This is a genomic window from Burkholderia sp. Bp8991 (genome assembly GCF_003853795.1).
GTDB lineage: Bacteria > Pseudomonadota > Gammaproteobacteria > Burkholderiales > Burkholderiaceae > Burkholderia.
The window spans coordinates 63,587-79,425 of sequence record NZ_QTQJ01000019.1; the positions used below are offsets into that span (position 1 = coordinate 63,587).

The window sequence follows — 15,839 nt, forward strand, 5'->3', positions numbered from 1 at the left end:
ACCGCCGCGCGGTCTGTCAGGAGCAAGTGACTACGATGGCCAACCGGCTGCAAGTGATCTATATCGAAGACGATGCGCTCGTTCGCCGGGCGAGCGTGCAGAGCCTCCAGCTCGCCGGGTTCGACGTCGTCGGGTTCGAATCGGCCGAGGCGGCCGACAAGGCGATCGTCGCGGAAACCGCGGGCGCGATCGTCAGCGACATCCGGCTGCCCGGCGCAAGCGGGCTCGACCTGCTCGCGCAGTGCCGCGAGCGCGTGCCCGACGTGCCCGTGATCCTCGTCACCGGCCACGGCGACATCTCGATGGCCGTGCAGGCGATGCGCGACGGCGCGTACGACTTCATCGAAAAGCCGTTCGCGGCCGAGCGGCTGATCGAGACGGTCCGCCGCGCGCTCGAGCGGCGCGAGCTCGTGCTCGAGAACCATGCGCTGCGGCGCGAGCTGGCCGGCCAGAACATCGTCGCGCCGCGCATCATCGGCCGCAGTCCGGCGATCGAACAGGTGCGCAAGCTGATCGCGAACGTCGCGCCCACCGACGCATCGGTGCTGATCAACGGCGACACGGGCGCCGGCAAGGAACTGATCGCGCGCAGCCTGCACGAGCTGTCGCCGCGCCGCGACAAGCCGTTCATCGCGGTGAACTGCGGCGCGCTGCCCGAGCCGATGTTCGAGTCGGAGATGTTCGGCTACGAGCCAGGCGCGTTCACCGGCGCCGCGAAGCGCCGCGTCGGCAAGCTCGAATATGCGTCCGGCGGCACGCTGTTCCTCGACGAAATCGAAAGCATGCCGCTCGCGCTGCAGGTGAAGCTCCTGCGCGTGCTGCAGGACGGCGTGCTCGAGCGGCTCGGCTCGAACCAGCCGATCCGCGTGAACTGCCGCGTCGTCGCGGCCGCGAAAGGCGACATGAGCGAACTCGTCGCGGCCGGCACGTTCCGGCGCGACCTGCTGTACCGGCTCAACGTCGTGACGATCGCGCTGCCGCCGCTCGCCGAGCGCCGCGAGGACATCGTGCCGCTGTTCGAGCACTTCATGCTCGACGCGGCCGTGCGCTACGGGCGGCCGGCCCCCGTGCTGACCGACCGGCAGCGCGCGAGCCTGATGCAGCGCGACTGGCCCGGCAACGTGCGCGAGCTGCGCAACGCGGCCGACCGCTTCGTGCTCGGCGTCGCCGACATGCCGCAGGAAGCCGGTGCGAGCGGCGACGATGCCGAGAGCGACCAGACGCTGAAGGAGCGCATCGAGCAGTTCGAGCGCGCGGTGATCGCCGAGGCGCTGAACCAGACGGGCGGCGCGGTCGCCGCGACGGCCGACCGGCTGCATGTCGGCAAGGCGACGCTGTACGAGAAGATGAAGCGCTACGGGCTGTCGGCGAAAGGCGAAACCGAGCGCTGAAAAAGAGACGGACCGCGGAACCGGGCTGGCCGGTCGTGCGGTCCGTCATGTGGAGCAGGGCGCGGCGGGCGGCCCTGCGCGTCGTGTCGTGCGGAGGCGGCGCTCAGGCCGCGTTGCCGTCGAGCGCCTTCTTGAGCAGCGCGTCGAGTTCCGCGAATTGCGGGGCGCCGACGTAGCGCTTCAGGATCTTGCCGTCCTTGTCGACGACGAAGGTTGTCGGCGTAAGCTGCACGTTGCCGAACTGCTTCGCGACGCTGCCGTCGTCGAGCGCGACCTTGAACGGCAGCTGGCGCGTCTGCGCATAGTTCGCGACGTACATCGGCGGATCGTAGTTCATCGCGACCGCGACGAACTCCAGCCCCTGACCCTTGAAGCGATTGTAGGTATCGACCATCTGCGGCATTTCCTGCATGCAGGTCGCGCAGCTCGTCGCCCAGAAGTTCACGAGGTAGACCTTGCCCTTCAGGTCGCCGGCCGTCGACACCTTCTGACCGGACAGCAGCGTGAACGTGGCGTCCGGCACGGTGGACTTGCCGTTGAACGCGAAGAAGCCGGCAACGGCGATGGCCGCGACGACGACGGCCGCGACGATATAGCGGGCGGGGCCGGTGCGGCGCTGGGCGGGAGGCGTGGTGTTCATCTGCGGTGCTCTCGGAGTCGGTCGATGACGCGGATCGATGCAAAGGACGTCGAAATTCGGCGGTTATTTTAGCGCGAATGCGGCGCACGCACCGGCGGCCGCCACACATCCCGGGTGTCGGCTTCGGCGGATAATGGGCCTTTTGCCTGTCCCCATCACTGCCATGCCGAAGGAAGTCATCGATTCGTTGCGCCCCCTTTTTCGTCCGCTGCGACACTTCGCCGCGCTCGCGTGCGTGAGCGCGGCGCTGGCCGCGTGCTCGCCGTCATATGACTGGCGTACGCTGCACAACGACGCCGGCTACACGATCGACCTGCCGGCGAAGCCGACCGTCGAGAACCAGCCGGTGGCGGTCGGCGGCGCGTCGATGCCGATGCGGATGCAGGCCGCGCACGTCGACGGCGCGGTGTTCGCGGTCGGCACGCTGACGCTGCCCGACGATCGCGACGACACGCGCCGCGCGGCGCTCGAGTTCCTGCGTTCCGGGCTGTCGCGCAATCTCGAAGGCGTGCCGCAGACGGCCTCGGTGCCGGTGCCGCTCGCGGCCGGCGGCGCGGTGAACGGGCTCGAGCTGCGCATCGCGGGCGCGGCGAGCGGCGGCGACCGCTCGCGCAAGACGATCGTCGCGCGGCTCGTGGCGCGCGGCCGGCACGCGTACCAGGCCGTCGCGATCGCCGACGGGCCGCTCGCGCAGGAGCAGCTGGACCAGTTTTTCGGCTCGTTCAAGCTCGACTGAACAGCGGCCGGCGAGGGCGCTCAGACACTTCATGACAATTGAAAGTTCATTCGCAGCTTTCGACGCTAATCGCCGGATTTTGCGGGGATTTTTCGGCTATCCACAGCGCATGTGGATAACTTTGTTGAAAAGTTGACCGAATCGCCCGCAAAGCCGCGCCGGACGGCCTTCCGGCGCATTTGACGGTTGGCCATCCATTTCGGAAAAATCAATAAAAACAAAGGGATACGAATCTCATGACGAAGAGGTGCCCGCGCCGGGTGATCAGGGGCCGGATTCGTGAAATTGTGCATAAGTCAAGTCTTGACAGTCATATTTTGTCCTCCGCGAGCATTCACAGCGCCGTGAGCGCACGCCGGTAGCGGATCGCCTCGGCGATCTGCGCGGCCGTCGGCAACGGGTCACCGGCCAGGTCGGCGATCGTCCGTGCGACCTTCAACACGCGGAAATACGCGCGTGCCGACCAGCCGAAGCGCTCGCCGGCCTCGCGCAGCAGCCGCTCACCGTCGTCGGTCGGCCGGCACAGGTCGTCGGTCTCGCGCCCGCTCAGCATGTGATTGGTCTTGCCCTGCCGGTCGAGCTGCAGCGCACGCGCCCGGGCGACCCGCGCGGCGACTGCGGTGCTCGGCTCGCCGGGCGCCGTCGCGCGCGACGCGAGTTCGGCCGGCGATAGCGCGGGCAGGTCGATCTGGATGTCGATGCGGTCGAGCAACGGCCCCGACAGCTTGCGCAGATAGCGCGTGGCGAGCTCCGGGGTGCAGCGGCAGCGCCCGGACGGATCGCCATGCCAGCCGCACGGGCACGGATTCATCGCGGCGATCAGCTGGCACGCGGCGGGGAAGTCGGCCTGCTGCGCCGCGCGCGAGATCGTGATGCGGCCGACTTCCAGCGGCTCGCGCAGCATCTCCAGCACGTGCCGGTCGAATTCGGGCAGCTCGTCGAGAAACAGTACGCCGAGGTGCGCGAGCGTGATCTCGCCCGGCTGCGGCGGGTTGCGGCCGCCGACCAGCGCGGCGGCGCTCGACGAGTGGTGCGGCGCGCGGAACGGGCGCCGCCGCCAGTGCGCGGGCGAGAAGCCGATGCGGCTCGCGGAAAGGAGCGCGGCCGACGCCAGCGCCTCGTCGTCGGTCAGCGGCGGCAGGAGGCCGGGCAGGCGCGCGGCGAGCATCGACTTGCCGGCGCCGGGCGGCCCGATCATCAGCATGTGGTGCCCGCCCGCGGCGGCGACTTCGAGCGCGCGCCGGGCGCCGCGCTGGCCGACGACGTCCGCGAGATCGGGGGCGGCCGGCGCCGGCACGCCTTCGAGGCCGGGCGCCTCGACCGGCGCGAGACGGGCATCCGGCGCACCGGCCAGATGCGCGCACAGCGCGGGCAGGTCGGGCGCGCCGAACACGGTGACACCCGGCACCAGCGCGGCCTCGGCCGCGCTGTCGAGCGGCAGGTACAGCTCGGGCGGACGGGCTGCGGCCGCCGGCCCGCACGGCGCGACGGCCGCGGCGCGAGACCCGAAGCCCGCGCCGGTCCCAGCGGCGGCGGGCCCGAAGCCGGATCCGGTCTCCGTGGCGCAGGACCCGAAGCCCGCTCCAGTCGCCGCGGCGCGCCAGTCCCGTGCCGCGCCGCACGCCATCGCGAACGCGCCCCGCATCGGCCGCAGCGCGCCGGTCAGCGACAGTTCGCCCGCGAATTCGCGGCCGGCCAGCGCGTCGGCCGGGAGCTGGCCGTTCGCGGCGAGGATGCCGAGCGCGATCGGCAGGTCGAAGCGGCCGGACTCCTTCGGCAGGTCGGCCGGCGCGAGATTGACGGTGATGCGCCTGACGGGGAAGTCGAATCCGCAGTTCTGCAGCGCGGCGCGCACGCGCTCGCGGCTTTCGCGGACTTCGAGATCGGGCAGGCCGACGATCGAGAACGACGGCAATCCGTTGGCAAGATGGACTTCGACGGTGACGTCCGGCGCGCGGCCGGCCGCCGGCGCGCGACTGCGCACCACGGCGAGCGACATGGCGAGGCTCCTTTAAATGAATCGGACGGGCAACGGCCATTCGGGCCGCATGCCGCGGGAATCGGAGGAATCGGTGCGCGCTTGCCGGCGTGGCGCGGAAAAGAACGAGGAACGACGAACAGCGAAGCGCTACAAACAGCGAAGAGCGAAGAGCGAAGAGCGAAGAGCGAAGAGCGAAGAGCGAAGAGCGAGGAACAGCGAAGAGCGAGGAACAGCGAAGAGCGGGGAATTGCGAGGAACGACGGAACGGCTGACCGGCCGACTTCGGATGTCAGGCACGGGCCGCACGAGGCGGCCCGCGCCCGGACCTGTCGGTCGGGTTGGGCGTCAGGCCTGGGACGCTGCGAGCTTCTGCTCGAGTTCCGCGACGCGCTTCTCGAGTTCCTCGAGACGCACGCGGGTGCGGGCGAGCACCTGTGCCTGCGTGTCGAACTCCTCGCGCGTGACGAGATCGAGCTTCGAGAAGCCTTGCGACAGCATGGCCTTCACGTTGCGCTCGACATCCTTGGCCGGCGAGTTTTTCAGCAGGTCGCTGACGCGCGACTGCAGGTCGTTGAAAACATCGCTGGGTTGCTTCATGAGATTTCCTTCCTTGCACAAAAAGTGTGCATCTTCAGTTGCGTACGTGCCCATGATGCACGCATGACCGGAAATGGTGCGCGCGTGGCGCGAATTCCGGGCATGGCGCCCGCATGGGTGAATGGCCCGGAGATCCGGGACGTGCGTGCACTCTAGCAATGATCCTTTCGGCGCGCCAGCAAACCTGGGCCACGTTGGCCATTCGGCCGGGCTTCCGCATCTTTCCGTACCTTTCAGCACCCGATGCAACCCCGTTTCGGAGCCATTCGAGGCGGTGCTCGCGCGAACATGGCATGCGAGTTGCTGAGGAGAGACGGTCACACCATTCCAACCAATTCGACGGGATCAACCTGCGAGAGGACTCCATGAAACTGATTACCGCAATCATCAAGCCGTTCAAGCTCGATGAGACGCGCGAAGCGCTCTCCGCGCTCGGCGTCTCGGGCATCACGGTCACTGAGGTGAAAGGGTTCGGGCGCCAGAAGGGGCACACCGAGCTGTACCGGGGCGCCGAATACGTGGTCGATTTCCTGCCGAAGATGAAGATCGAGGCGGCCGTGTCCGACGATCTCGTCGACCAGGCGGTCGAGGCGATCGAGCGTGCAGCCCGCACCGGCAAGATCGGCGACGGAAAGATCTTCGTCACGCCGATCGAGCAAGTGATCCGGATCCGGACCGGGGAGACCGGCGCAGACGCGCTGTAACAGACCAAGACAAGCGACAAGAGGAAACCCGAGATGCGCAAACTTCTGATGTCCCTGCTGATGGCTGGCTCGCTGATCGCGGCTGGCGTCGGTCCCGCGCTCGCCGACGACGCGGCCTCCGCCGCGGCAGCGTCCGCGCCCGCCGCCACGGCGTCCGATGCATCGGCAGCCGCGGCTCCCGCCGCTTCGGCGCCGGCCGCCACCGACGCATCGGCACCTGCCGCTGCCGCCGCACCCGCTTCGGGCGCCGCCTCCGACGCATCGGCCGCCGCCGCCGCGTCCGCGCCGGCCGCACCTGCCGCGCCGACCGAGCCTTTCTCCGTCGATTCGTCGAAGATCAGTGCCGGCGACACCGCGTGGATGCTGACGTCCACCGCGCTCGTGCTGTTCATGACGATCCCCGGCCTCGCACTGTTCTACGCGGGCATGGTCCGCAAGAAGAACGTGCTCGCGACCGTGATGCAGAGCTTCGCGATCACCGCCGCGATCACGGTGCTGTGGACGGTGGTGGGCTACAGCCTCGCGTTCACGCCGGGCAACGGCTTCATCGGCGGCCTGTCGCGCGTGTTCCTGCACGGCATGAACTACATCAAGGGCGACAAGGCGACCACGCTGACCGTCAGCCATCTCGCGACGACGATTCCGGAATCGGTCTACTTCGTCTACCAGATGACGTTCGCGATCATCACGCCGGCGCTGATCTGCGGCGCGTTCGCCGATCGCATGAAGTTCTCGGCGATGCTCGTGTTCATGACGCTCTGGTCGCTGATCGTCTATGTGCCGATCGCGCACATGGTGTGGGAGCCGACCGGCTGGCTGTCGGCCGACGGCGTGCTCGACTTCGCGGGCGGCACGGTGGTGCACATCAACGCCGGTATCGCGGGCCTCGTGTCGTGCCTCGTGCTCGGCAAGCGCGTCGGCTACGGCCGCGAATCGATGGCGCCGCACAACCTGGTGCTGACGATGATCGGCGGCTCGATGCTGTGGGTCGGCTGGTTCGGCTTCAACGCGGGCTCCGCGGTCGCGGCCGACGGCCGTGCCGGCTTCGCGATGCTGACCACGCAAGTGGCGACCGCCTGCGCGGCGCTCGGCTGGATGTTTGCGGAATGGGTCGCGAAGGGCAAGCCGTCGGTGCTCGGCATCGTGTCGGGCGCGGTCGCGGGTCTCGTGGCGATCACGCCGGCTGCCGGCTTCGTCGGCGTCGCCGGTGCGCTCGTGATCGGCATCGCGGCGGGCGTGATCTGCTTCTGGTCGGCCACGTGGCTCAAGTCGAAGCTCGGCTACGACGATTCGCTCGACGCGTTCGGCGTGCACGGCATTGGCGGGATTCTCGGCGCGCTGCTGACGGGCGTGTTCGCGGTCAAGGACATCGGCGGCGCCGACGGCAGCCTGCTGCTGCAGGCGAAGGGCGTGCTGATCACGCTGGTCTACAGCGGCGTGCTGAGCTTCGTGCTGCTGAAGCTGATCGACCTGACGATTGGCCTGCGCGTGTCCGAAGAGGAAGAGCGCGAGGGCCTCGACGTGATCCTGCACGGCGAACATGTCGAATAAGTCACAAGGATGACGGCGGGCCGCCGCGCAGACGGCGCCCGCCACGAATGAGCGCAGCGACTTCGGCCCGCCACCCGGCGGGCTTTTTTTCTCCTGCCGCGTGCTGCCGTAGCGCATAACCCTTCAGGCTATCGGGTCAATAGCCGAAAACTTCCTCCATATCCTTGTGAAGCCGGGAACAATCCCCAAATGGGCAAGGCAATTGCTCTACAATCTTCATTCTCCCGCTCGCGAGTGATTCATGGTTCCCCACCTCGTTACCGCGTTGAACGGTCCGCTGCTCGAGCTCGAGCAGAAGATCCTCGACGCGACGCCTGCGATCGAACGCTGGTTCAGGCTCGAATGGCAGGAACACACCCCGCCGTTCTATTGTTCGGTGGACCTGCGCAACGCCGGTTTCAAGCTGGCGCCCGTCGACGCGAACCTGTTCCCCGGCGCGTTCAATAATCTGCCGTCCGAAGTGCTGCCGCTCGCCGTCCAGGCCGCGATGGCCGCGATCGAGAAGATCTGCCCGGACGCGAAGAACCTGCTCGTGATTCCCGAGCTGCCGACCCGCAACGCGTTCTACCTGGAAAACGTCGCGCGGCTCGCGACGATCATGCGCCAGGCCGGCCTGAACGTGCGCTTCGGCTCGCTCGACCCGAGCATCACCGACATGACGCCGATCACGCTGGCCGACGGCCAGAAGATCGTGCTCGAACCGCTCGAGCGTTCGCAGCGCCGCCTCGGCCTGAAGAATTTCGATCCGTGCTCGATCCTGCTGAACAACGACCTGTCGGCCGGGATTCCCGCCGTGCTGGAGAACCTGCACGAGCAGTACCTGCTGCCGCCGCTGCACGCGGGCTGGGCCGTGCGCCGCAAGTCGACGCACTTCTCGTGCTACGACGACGTCGCGAAGAAGTTCGCGAAGATGGTCGGCGTCGATCCGTGGATGGTGAATCCGTATTTCGCGCACGTCGAAGGCGTCGACTGGCAGGCGCATGAAGGCGAGCAGGCGCTCGCCGACGCGATCGACGGCGTGCTGAAGAAGATCGCGCGCAAGTATCGCGAATACGGCATCAGCGAAAAGCCGTACGTCGTCGTGAAGGCCGACGCGGGCACCGCCGGGCGCGGCGTGATGACCGTGCACGACGCGGCCGAGATCGGCCGCATGTCGAAGGCCGAGCGCGCGCAGATGGCCGAGTCGAAGGCCGGGCTCGCGGTGCGCGACGTGATCGTCCAGGAAGGCGTGTACACGTTCGAGCGCGTCGGCGACGAAGTGGCCGAGCCGGTCGTGTACATGATCGACCGCTACGTGGTCGGCGGTTTCTACCGCACGCACGGCGGCCGCGAGCGCGACCAGAACCTGAACGCGCCCGGCATGCACTACGTGCCGCTCGGCTTCGAGCACACCGCGCTGCCGGATGCCGGCGCGAAGCCGGGCGCCGCGCCGCCGAACCGTTTCTACATGTACGGCGTCGTCGCGCGCCTGTCGCTGATCGCGTCGTCGATCGAACTGGAAAAGACCGATCCCGAAGCCATCCAGGTGTAACGGCTTCGCTACGTACAGGACCCGCATGGACATTCTCTTTATCGCCGACCCGCTCGAGCGCTTCAAGATCTACAAGGATTCGACCTACGCGATGATGGCGGAGGCCGCGCGGCGCGGGCATGCGGTGTACGCGTGCCAGCCGCACCAGCTCGCATGGACGGGCTCGGGCGTCGAGGCTGACGTGCAGCGCGTGACGATCGTCGGCGACACGGCCGACCTGCATCGCCATCCGTGGTTCGAGGCGGCCGCGCACGAATCGCGTCAGCTGACGTCGTTCGGCGCGGTGCTGATGCGCAAGGATCCGCCGTTCGACATGGAATACGTGACGGCCACCTGGATGCTCGAGCTTGCCGAACGGGCGGGCGCGCGCGTGTTCAACAAGCCCCAGTCGATCCGCGATCACTCGGAGAAGCTCGCGATCGGCGAGTTTCCGCAGTTCGTCGCGCCGACGCTCGTCACGCGCGACGCCGCGCGCTTGCGTGCGTTCCATGCCGAGCATGGCGACGTGATCGTGAAGCCGCTCGACGGCATGGGCGGGATGGGCGTGTTCCGCGTGAAGGCCGACGGGATGAATCTCGGCGCGATCATCGAGATGCTCGGCCAGGACGGCACGCGCTCGCTGATGATCCAGAAGTTCATTCCCGAGATCACGGCGGGCGACAAGCGCATTCTGCTGATCGCCGGCGAGCCGGTGCCGTATTCGCTCGCGCGGATTCCGCAGGGCAGCGAGGTGCGCGGCAATCTCGCCGCGGGCGGGCTCGGCGTCGCGCAGCCGCTGACGCCGCGCGACCGCGAGATCGCCGCGACGCTCGGGCCGGTGCTCGCCGCGCGCGGGCTGCTGCTGGTCGGGCTCGACGCGATCGGCGACTGGCTGACCGAGGTGAACGTGACGAGCCCGACGTGCTTCCGCGAAATCATGGAGCAGACGGGTTTCGACGTCGCCGCGATGTTCATCGACGCGCTGGAGCGGGCGGCCGCGTAGCCCGCTTTCCGCGCAAGCCCGGCGGCGGCCGCGCAGGCCCCCCGTCGCCGGAGCGGTTCGACCGGCCTGCTACAATGCCCGCTTGCCCGGTGCCGCGACCAGCGCGCCGAAGGCCCGGCGGTCGGGCCGAAACCGTTGCAAGGCTGAACATGAAACGTTTCCCATACTCGCTATGCTCGTTGCCCCGCTGCGGGGCGTCGGCCCGCCAAGGGCGGCCGGGGGCAGTCTGACATGGCCGGGATTCTGATCATCGCGCACGCGCCGCTCGCCACCGCGCTGCGGGACTGCATCGCGCACATCTACGGCGGCGTGCCCGCGCGCATCGGCTGTATCGACGTGCTGGCGGACAGCGACCCGACCCAGGTGATGGCGTTCGCGCACGCGGAGCTCGCGCGGCTCAGGGAAGAGAACGGCGTCGTCGTGCTGACCGACATGTACGGCGCGACGCCCGCGAACATCGCGGGCCAGCTCGCGAAGCTCGACAACGTGCGCGTGCTGGCGGGCGTGAACCTGCCGATGCTGGTGCGCGCCGTCTGCTACCGTACCGTGCCGCTCGACAAGCTCGTCGACAAGGCGCTGTCCGGCGGCGCGAAGGGTGTCCACGAGGTGTCTGCCGGCACGCCGCCGCCGCCTTCGGAAACCGGCTGCGGCCAGTGCGCGCCGATTCCGCCCGAGCCGCAACCGCGCACCGAATCGCACTGACCGTCCCGTTTTCCGTTTTAGACCGACCCGCCGACGCACGTCGCCGGCGGCCTCGACCGACCCGACCGAGAATCATGCTTCAACAAGAAACCACCATCGTCAACAAATTGGGGCTCCATGCGCGCGCATCGGCCAAGCTTACGCAACTGGCCGGCAACTTCCAGTCGGAAGTCTGGATGACGCGCAACGGACGCAAGATCAACGCGAAAAGCATCATGGGCGTGATGATGCTCGCGGCGGGCATCGGCAGCAGCGTGACGATCGAGACCGAAGGTCCGGACGAGCGCGAGGCGATGGACGCATTGCTCAAGCTGATCGCGGACAAGTTCGGCGAAGGTCAGTGATCCGGGGCCTGCCCCGCGATCGTTGCCGTTTCGAAGCAGAATGCCGCGTATGTCGCGGCATTTTTTTCGTCCGTAGCATTGATGCGGAAATCGCAATGCTGCGCTGCATGCAGCCAGCACGGAGGTGCGGAATTTATAATCGCTAACCGGGGTCATAAGCGCATCGCAGCAGTGTGCCGCGGCTTTACATGTACAGAGGAGGTGCGCGTGTCCTTCACGCTGCATGGCATTCCCGTCTCACGTGGTATCGCGATCGGGCGAGCGTATCTGATCGCGCCGGCGGCGCTCGACGTCGCCCATTACCTGGTCGAGGCGAACCAGATCGACGCCGAGGTCGAGCGTTTCAGCACGGCGCGCGAGGTCGTGCATCGCGAACTCGAGGCGCTGCGCGCCGACCTGACCGACGACACCCCGACCGAAGTGGGTGCGTTCATCGACGTCCACGCGATGATCCTGAGCGACGCGATGCTCGTGCAGGAAACCATCGACCTGGTCCGCACGCGACGCTACAACGTCGAATGGGCGCTGACGGAGCAGCTCGAGCTGCTCACGCGCCACTTCGACGATATCGAGGATGAATACCTGCGCGAGCGCAAGGCCGACATCGAGCAGGTGGTCGAGCGCGTGCTGAAGGCGCTCGCCGGTGCGCCGTCGGCGTCGCAGGCGCTCGATCGCGCGGCCAAGAACGGTACGAACGAGATGATCGTCGTCGCGCACGACATCGCGCCGGCCGACATGATGCAGTTCAAGACGCAGTCGTTCCAGGCGTTCGTCACCGACCTCGGCGGCCGCACGTCGCACACGGCGATCGTCGCGCGCAGCCTCGGCATTCCGGCCGCGGTCGGCGTCCAGCATGCGAGTTCGCTGATCCGCCAGGACGACCTGATCATCGTCGACGGCGACCAGGGGATCGTGATCGTCGATCCCGCGCCGATCGTCCTCGAGGAATATTCGTACCGCCAGTCCGAGAAGCTGCTCGAACAGCGCAAGCTGCAGCGCCTGAAGTTCTCGCCGACGCAAACCCTGTGCGGCACGAAGATCGACCTCTACGCGAACATCGAGCTGCCCGACGACGCGAAGGCGGCGGTCGAGGCCGGCGCGGTCGGCGTCGGGCTGTTCCGCTCCGAGTTCCTGTTCATGCATCAGAAGGAGATGCCCGAGGAGGAGGAGCAGTTCGCCGCGTACAAGCGCGCGGTCGAGTGGATGAAGGGCATGCCGGTGACGATCCGCACGATCGACGTCGGCGCGGACAAGCCGCTCGAGGCGCTCGACGAAGGCTACGAGACGGCGCCGAACCCGGCGCTCGGCCTGCGTGCGATCCGCTGGAGCCTGTCCGAGCCGCAGATGTTCCTCACGCAGCTGCGCGCGATCCTGCGCGCGTCCGCGTTCGGGCAGGTGAAGATACTGATCCCGATGCTCGCGCACGCGCAGGAGATCGACCAGACGCTCGACCTGATCCGCGAGGCGAAGCGCCAGCTCGACGACGCGGGGCTCGCATACGATCCGAACGTGCGCGTCGGCGCGATGATCGAGATCCCGGCCGCGGCGATCGCGCTGCCGCTGTTCCTGAAGCGCTTCGATTTCCTGTCGATCGGCACGAACGACCTGATCCAGTACACGCTCGCGATCGACCGCGCGGACAACGCGGTCGCCCACCTGTACGACCCGCTGCATCCGGCGGTGCTGCACCTGATCGCCTATACGCTGCGCGAAGCGAAGCGTGCAGGCGTGTCGGTGTCGGTGTGCGGGGAGATGGCGGGCGATCCGGCGCTCACGCGCCTGCTGCTCGGGATGGGGCTCACCGAGTTCTCGATGCACCCGAGCCAGTTGCTGGTCGTGAAGCAGGAGATCCTGCGCGCGCACCTGAAGGCGCTCGAGAAGCCGACGGCCGACGTGCTGGCCGCGTTCGAGCCGGAGGAAGTGCAGGCGGCGCTCAAGCGCCTGTCGGTCGCGGAACCGCGCGCGGACGCGGCCGCCTAGGCGGCGCGGACTGCGCGGCGAAACCGTCGCGCGCGTCGCGAAGGTAGCGAAACGTCGCGCATGCGCCGCCCGGCGCATGCGTTTATGCATCCCGCGCGCGTCAGTGCCGGCCCTGGCACACGGGGCAGTCGGCCTGGCGCGCGATCTTCATCGTCGTCCATTCCATCCGCAGCGAATCGAGCATCATCAGCCGCCCGTTGAGCGTCGTGCCGATCGCGCCGATCACGCGCAGCGCTTCGGCGGCCTGCATCGCGCCGATGATCCCGACCGTCGGCGCGAACACGCCCATCGTCGCGCACGCGACTTCCTCGAACGGCTGGTCCTCCGGAAACACGCACGCGTAACAGGGCGCGGCCGGGTCGCGGAAGTCGAAGGTGCTGATCTGGCCGTCGAAGCGCAGCGCGGCGCCCGACACGAGCGGCACGCCGTGCGCGACGCACGCGCGGTTGATCGCATGCCGCGTCGCGAAGTTGTCGGTGCAGTCGAGCACGACGGTCGCCTGCGGCACGTGCGCGTCGAGCCATGCATCGTCGACGCGCGCCGCGACCGCATGCACGGTCACTTCCGGGTTCAGCTGCCCGAGCGTGTCGCGCCCCGATTCGACCTTGCTGCGGCCGACCGAGGCCGTCACGTGCAGGATCTGTCGCTGCAGGTTCGTGAGGTCGACCGTGTCGGCGTCGACGAGCGTGATCGTGCCGACCCCGGACGCCGCGAGATACATCGCGGCCGGCGAGCCGAGACCGCCGGCACCGACGACGATCGCATGCGCGTCGAGGAAGCGCTGCTGCGCCTCGATGCCGATTTCGTCGACGAGGATGTGGCGGGAGTAGCGGAGGAGTTGATCGTCGTTCATGGGAGAGGTCGGGTGAGGCATGCCGCCGGCGGCGGCGCGGACGCCTCTGCGTCCATCTGCGTATTCTAGGCGCACATGAAAAACGGGCCATCGCGGTCTTCCCGCGATGGCCCGTCGGATGCCGGCCGGCGCTTACTGCGGCGCCGACGCGGGCTTCGGTGCGGCGGCCTTCGTGCCCGACGCCTTCGCGGGGGACGCGGCCTTGGTCGCAGGGCTCTTCGTCGTGCTCTCGGCGAGCAGCGACTTCGATTCCTGCACCGCCTTGCCCTCGAGCTTGTTGAGCGCCTGCTGCATCATGAAGTCGTCGGCGCTGCCGAACTCGATCGGCTTGCGATCGCGGTCCTTCTGGCGTTGCTCCGGCGTCTTCTTGTCGTTCTGCTCCTCGAGGACGCGCAGCTGATCCATCCGGCGCTGCTCGCGCTCTTCCTGTTCCTTCTTCTCATTCGGATCCTGCGTGTTCGCGAGGTGGTTCGTGTAGTCGACCTCGCGCGTCACGAGCACGTCGTCCGGATCGCCGTCCGCATACTGATCGACCGGCACGTCGGGCGTGATGCCCTTGTTCTGGATCGAACGGCCGCTCGGCGTGTAGTAGTAGGCGGTCGTCAGGCGCAGCGCGGTGTCGGCCGTCATCGGACGGACCGTCTGCACCGAGCCCTTGCCGAACGTCGTCTTGCCCATGATCTGCGCGCGCTTCGAATCCTGCAGCGCGCCGGCGACGATCTCCGACGCGGACGCCGAGTAAGCGTTCGTCAGCACGACCATCGGCACGGTCTTGAAGATCGGCGGCAGGCTCTTCAGCGGATCGCCGTCGAAGGACGGCAGGCGGTAGTTGTCGTAGGTGTCGCGGTAGACCTGCTTCGAATCCGGGATCTGGCCGTTGGTCGACACGACGACGGAGTCGGGCGGCAGGAACGCGCCGGCGACGCCGACCGCGCTCTGCAGCAGGCCGCCGCCGTTGTTGCGCAGGTCGACGATCAGGCCCTTCAGGTTCGGCTGCTGGCGCGCGATGTCCTGCAGCTTCGCGGCGAGATCGGGCGTCGTGCGCTCCTGGAAGCTCGTGATCCGGATATACGCGTAGCCCGGGTCGAGCAGCTTCATCTTCACGCTCTGAACCCTGATGATCGCGCGCGTGACCGTGATCGGGAACGTGCGGTCGTCGCTCTTGCGGAAGATCGTCAGCGTGACCTTGGTGCCCGGCTCGCCGCGCATCTGCTTGACGGCCTTGTCGAGCGTCATGCCGCGCACCGGCTTGTCGTTGATGCGCGTGATCAGGTCGCCCGGACGGATGCCGGCGCGGAACGCGGGCGTATCTTCGATCGGCGAGATCACCTTGACGAGGCCGTCTTCCTGCGAGATCTCGATGCCGAGACCCGCGAAGCGGCCCTTGGTCTGCTCCTGCAGCTCGTCGTAGTCGGTCTTGTCGAGGAACGACGAGTGCGGGTCGAGGCTCGACACCATGCCCTTGATCGCCGCCGTCAGCAGCTTCTTGTCGTCGACCGGCTCGACGTACTCGCGCTTGATCTGGCCGAACACTTCCGCGAACAGGCGGAGCTGGTCGAGGGGAAGCGGTGCCGTGGCGGTCTGCTCGGCCGATGCCGAAACCTGCAGCGTGGCGAATACGCCCGTGGCGAGGCCCGCGGCAATCAGGCCGATGTTCTTCAATTTCATTCGCATAGAGAGTCTGGTGCGGTCGGGAAGCGCGTGGCGGTAGCGGGGATGTAGCGGACAAGTATAACTGTTCGCCCGATTGCTCAGTGGACCGGTGCGAAATGGTCCGGGAGCCCGGTCCCGGCGGGGGCGCCGGATGCGCAGCGGATTCGAAAGCGGGTTCGACAGCACCGGGGCCG

General features: G+C 67.9%; 14 protein-coding genes. 9 read left to right on the plus strand and 5 right to left on the minus strand.

The window, feature by feature from the left end; translation table 11 throughout:
• Positions 1-35 precede the first annotated feature (35 nt).
• Positions 36-1,391: a sigma-54 dependent transcriptional regulator gene (locus DIE02_RS21680; protein ID WP_044846740.1), complete on the plus strand. Its 1,356-nt coding sequence runs from the start codon at positions 36-38 to the stop codon at positions 1,389-1,391.
• Positions 1,392-1,494: 103 nt separating this feature from the next.
• Here DIE02_RS21680 and DIE02_RS21685 read toward each other — a convergent pair whose 3' ends face one another.
• Positions 1,495-2,031: a peroxiredoxin gene (locus tag DIE02_RS21685; RefSeq protein ID WP_044846739.1), complete on the minus strand. Its 537-nt coding sequence runs from the start codon at positions 2,029-2,031 to the stop codon at positions 1,495-1,497.
• Between the two features lie 163 nt (positions 2,032-2,194).
• Here DIE02_RS21685 and DIE02_RS21690 point away from each other — a divergent pair, with 163 nt between their 5' ends.
• Positions 2,195-2,767 (plus strand): hypothetical protein, encoded by a 573-nt coding sequence (locus DIE02_RS21690; RefSeq protein ID WP_044846738.1) that lies wholly within the window; start codon positions 2,195-2,197, stop codon positions 2,765-2,767.
• Between the two features lie 334 nt (positions 2,768-3,101).
• On the opposite strand, the gene DIE02_RS21695 is transcribed toward DIE02_RS21690, so the two are convergent.
• Together DIE02_RS21695 and DIE02_RS21700 are read right to left on the minus strand one after the other, a co-directional pair.
• Complete coding sequence (locus tag DIE02_RS21695) at positions 3,102-4,766, minus strand: YifB family Mg chelatase-like AAA ATPase (protein WP_124486542.1); 1,665 nt, start codon at positions 4,764-4,766, stop codon at positions 3,102-3,104.
• Positions 4,767-5,093: 327 nt separating this feature from the next.
• Positions 5,094-5,345 (minus strand): accessory factor UbiK family protein, encoded by a 252-nt coding sequence (locus DIE02_RS21700; RefSeq protein ID WP_006398174.1) that lies wholly within the window; start codon positions 5,343-5,345, stop codon positions 5,094-5,096.
• 365 nt (positions 5,346-5,710) lie between these two features.
• On the opposite strand from DIE02_RS21700, the gene DIE02_RS21705 reads away from it, so the two are divergent.
• The 7 genes from DIE02_RS21705 (at position 5,711) to ptsP (ending at position 13,139) form a co-directional block, all read left to right on the plus strand.
• On the plus strand, positions 5,711-6,049 hold the full coding sequence (locus DIE02_RS21705) for a P-II family nitrogen regulator (RefSeq protein ID WP_006398175.1): 339 nt from the start codon (positions 5,711-5,713) through the stop codon (positions 6,047-6,049).
• Positions 6,050-6,082: 33 nt separating this feature from the next.
• Positions 6,083-7,600, plus strand: a complete 1,518-nt coding sequence (locus DIE02_RS21710; protein WP_124486541.1) for an ammonium transporter — start codon at positions 6,083-6,085, stop codon at positions 7,598-7,600.
• A 241-nt stretch (positions 7,601-7,841) separates the two neighbouring features.
• The gene (gshA, locus tag DIE02_RS21715) at positions 7,842-9,131 is read left to right on the plus strand and encodes a glutamate--cysteine ligase (protein ID WP_044848231.1); all 1,290 of its coding nucleotides are present in this window, start codon (positions 7,842-7,844) and stop codon (positions 9,129-9,131) included.
• Between the two features lie 25 nt (positions 9,132-9,156).
• Positions 9,157-10,113, plus strand: coding sequence for a glutathione synthase (gshB, locus tag DIE02_RS21720; RefSeq protein ID WP_124486540.1), 957 nt, complete (start codon positions 9,157-9,159; stop codon positions 10,111-10,113).
• A 231-nt stretch (positions 10,114-10,344) separates the two neighbouring features.
• On the plus strand, positions 10,345-10,815 hold the full coding sequence (locus tag DIE02_RS21725; RefSeq protein ID WP_044848229.1) for a PTS sugar transporter subunit IIA: 471 nt from the start codon (positions 10,345-10,347) through the stop codon (positions 10,813-10,815).
• A 74-nt stretch (positions 10,816-10,889) separates the two neighbouring features.
• Positions 10,890-11,159 (plus strand): HPr family phosphocarrier protein, encoded by a 270-nt coding sequence (locus DIE02_RS21730; RefSeq protein ID WP_006752075.1) that lies wholly within the window; start codon positions 10,890-10,892, stop codon positions 11,157-11,159.
• 207 nt (positions 11,160-11,366) lie between these two features.
• Positions 11,367-13,139, plus strand: coding sequence for a phosphoenolpyruvate--protein phosphotransferase (gene ptsP, locus DIE02_RS21735; protein WP_044848237.1), 1,773 nt, complete (start codon positions 11,367-11,369; stop codon positions 13,137-13,139).
• Between the two features lie 100 nt (positions 13,140-13,239).
• Here ptsP and DIE02_RS21740 read toward each other — a convergent pair whose 3' ends face one another.
• Complete coding sequence (locus tag DIE02_RS21740) at positions 13,240-13,992, minus strand: HesA/MoeB/ThiF family protein (protein WP_124486539.1); 753 nt, start codon at positions 13,990-13,992, stop codon at positions 13,240-13,242.
• Between the two features lie 132 nt (positions 13,993-14,124).
• Positions 14,125-15,666: a S41 family peptidase gene (locus DIE02_RS21745; RefSeq protein WP_124486538.1), complete on the minus strand. Its 1,542-nt coding sequence runs from the start codon at positions 15,664-15,666 to the stop codon at positions 14,125-14,127.
• Positions 15,667-15,839 lie beyond the last annotated feature (173 nt).